General features: G+C 69.0%; 5 protein-coding genes. All 5 read right to left on the bottom strand.

The genetic code is table 11. From position 1 onward, the window contains the following. Window positions 1-130: 130 nt before the first annotated feature. Window positions 131-466 (bottom strand): hypothetical protein, encoded by a 336-nt coding sequence (locus ASG00_RS03020; protein WP_056206767.1) that lies wholly within the window; start codon window positions 464-466, stop codon window positions 131-133. Between the two features lie 7 nt (window positions 467-473). Beyond that, window positions 474-815: a hypothetical protein gene (locus ASG00_RS03015; protein ID WP_056206763.1), complete on the bottom strand. Its 342-nt coding sequence runs from the start codon at window positions 813-815 to the stop codon at window positions 474-476. Next, window positions 812-1,273 carry a hypothetical protein gene (locus ASG00_RS03010; protein ID WP_056206760.1) on the bottom strand — a complete coding sequence of 154 codons (462 nt, stop codon included), beginning with the start codon at window positions 1,271-1,273 and terminating at the stop codon, window positions 812-814. The genes ASG00_RS03015 and ASG00_RS03010 overlap by 4 nt, the downstream gene beginning before the upstream one ends. A 61-nt stretch (window positions 1,274-1,334) precedes the next feature. Next, window positions 1,335-1,628 carry a hypothetical protein gene (locus tag ASG00_RS03005; RefSeq protein ID WP_235559101.1) on the bottom strand — a complete coding sequence of 98 codons (294 nt, stop codon included), beginning with the start codon at window positions 1,626-1,628 and terminating at the stop codon, window positions 1,335-1,337. Between the two features lie 34 nt (window positions 1,629-1,662). After that, the coding region (locus ASG00_RS03000; RefSeq protein ID WP_200930841.1) for a hypothetical protein at window positions 1,663-1,915 on the bottom strand (253 nt) is incomplete at its 5' end.

Here is a 1,915-nt window from a genome sequence, read left to right as displayed (position 1 = left end):
GCGGGGGGGAGCACCTTCCGGAAGATGCCCGTCTGGTCGGCGGTGTACACGCCCGCCGGATCCCACACGGCGATCCCCGCGGCCGAGATCAGCGCCGCGAACCCGTCGATCAGTTCACTGGTGGTGCCCATCAGAACGCCTCCCCGAGCGTGTCGGCGATGATCTTCAACGCGGCTTCCGCTTCGGTGCGCATTGGCTGCTCGAGGTACAGAGCCTGCCCGTGCGTGTGCTTCCAGGTCAGTTCGAAGTGCTGGCGGCGGGCGTACGGTCCCGGGTAGGTCAGGTTCGCTTCGTCGCCGTGCACGGTCACCGACGCGGACCCGACGAGGTGACCTTCGCGGATCGGGGTGAGGTCGGCGGCGACCCCGCGGATGTGCTCCATCCCGCGTCCCACAGCGAGCGGGGTGAGATCGTCGACCGCCTGCTCGAGGGCGGTGAGCTTCTCGAACAGGCTGCCGTCGGACATGTCGCTCCTACGTCAGGTAGACCGCGATGTGGTCGGGGAGGTCGAGGTCGCCGGAGTCGGACTGGGCGACGGTGATCACGCGGGAGTCGACGCCGCCTGTGGAGACCAGGGAGTCGACGGTGAAGAGGTCGGCGGCGGCCGGGTAGGTGTAGAGGGTCGTCTCGGAGACGACTTCCGCGCCAGCGTTGTTGCGGACGAGGCGGCGCTTGCGTTCCACGAAGCATCCCGTGCCGCCGGTGGGCGTCAGCATCACCGGGTCGTTGAACACGTCAACGCCGTACCCGCTGGTGCGAATGCTGGTCTGCACGGTGACGGTGTGGACGTAGAAGTCCGCGAGCTCGTCGCTCATCCGAGTGTCCAGATGTTCGTGCCGAGCAGGTTGCGCTGCTGCAGGTACGAGGTCGCTTCCGGAACGAGGCCGCTGTACGCGGCAGCGCGCGCGGCGGCGACGGCTTGCACTTCCGCGTCGGAGTACTCGATGCGGGCGGACCCGATGCCCTTGGAGCGGGCGTTCTTCGACGCCTGCACGATCCCGCCCGTGGCCGGGTCGATGCCGAGCGCGATCCACGCGGCAGCCTGAATGCACGTCGCGTCACGCAGCGCGCCGGCGATGACCGGGTCGGTGGCGAGACCCGTGCTCGGGTCGACGTCGCAGATCACGCCCTGGACAGCCTCGAGCACGAGAGTCGTACAGGAGCGGAGGATCGCGTCAGCGTTCGAGGGTGCCGCGTCGCCCGTCCAGTTGGTCAGGTCCGTCGACTCGGCGAGGCGTGTGGGAACGACGAAGCTCCCGAAGGACATGCTCATGACCGGCTCCCTTCGTGTGGTGCCAGTGGGCGGGGCGTGTGAGGCCCCGCCCACCAGGCGGTCACTTCCCGATCCCGAACTTCTCGATCAGGTCGTCCTTCGTGGCGGCTTCGGCGTCGTCCGGCGTCATGCCGTTCGCGACAGCCCAGCCGACCCAGGTCGCCTTGCTCGCGTTCAGTGCGGGTCGCTGTGTGGGCAGGCCGGCCGTTTCCGGGCCGTCCTGTCCGGGGGTGTACGGGTCGCCGTCCGCGTTCGCGACGCGCACGAGGTGGCCCTTGGTGAGACGGTCCTCGATCGTCTCGTGGAGGGGTAGGTCCATCTTGAAGATGGCCCCACCCTCTCCACGGACGAACAAGTGAGGCTTCTCAGCCGACGTGTCGCTCATGGGATCAGCCCACGTAGCGGCCGTCGACCGAGAACGCGGTCACGGTCATGACCACGGACGTGTCGATCGCGAGGGAACCGTCCGGCTGCTGGAACCGGGCGGACTCGAACGGGCCGAGCCAGCGCGTCGCCCCGGCACCGACCGTGTCGGCGAGGCTGCCCTGGCCCGACGCGATCGCCGACGGCTGCGAACCGGCGAGGACGGTCGCGGTGCCGGATCCGCCGGTGCCGTTGGTGACGCGGAGGAGGATGTGCTTC

Origin of the sequence: Microbacterium sp. Leaf351, from assembly GCF_001423825.1 — a bacterium.
Taxonomy (GTDB): domain Bacteria; phylum Actinomycetota; class Actinomycetes; order Actinomycetales; family Microbacteriaceae; genus Microbacterium; species Microbacterium ginsengisoli.
Note: the sequence above shows the minus strand (reverse complement) of the source record. Positions and strands in the feature narration are given on the sequence as shown.

Coding starts and splice junctions, on each gene's coding strand:
- ASG00_RS03020 (WP_056206767.1), bottom strand. CDS start 466: ATGTCCGACGGCAGCCTGTTCGAGAAGCTCACCGCCCTCGAGCAGGCG.
- ASG00_RS03015 (WP_056206763.1), bottom strand. CDS start 815: ATGAGCGACGAGCTCGCGGACTTCTACGTCCACACCGTCACCGTGCAG.
- ASG00_RS03010 (WP_056206760.1), bottom strand. CDS start 1,273: ATGAGCATGTCCTTCGGGAGCTTCGTCGTTCCCACACGCCTCGCCGAG.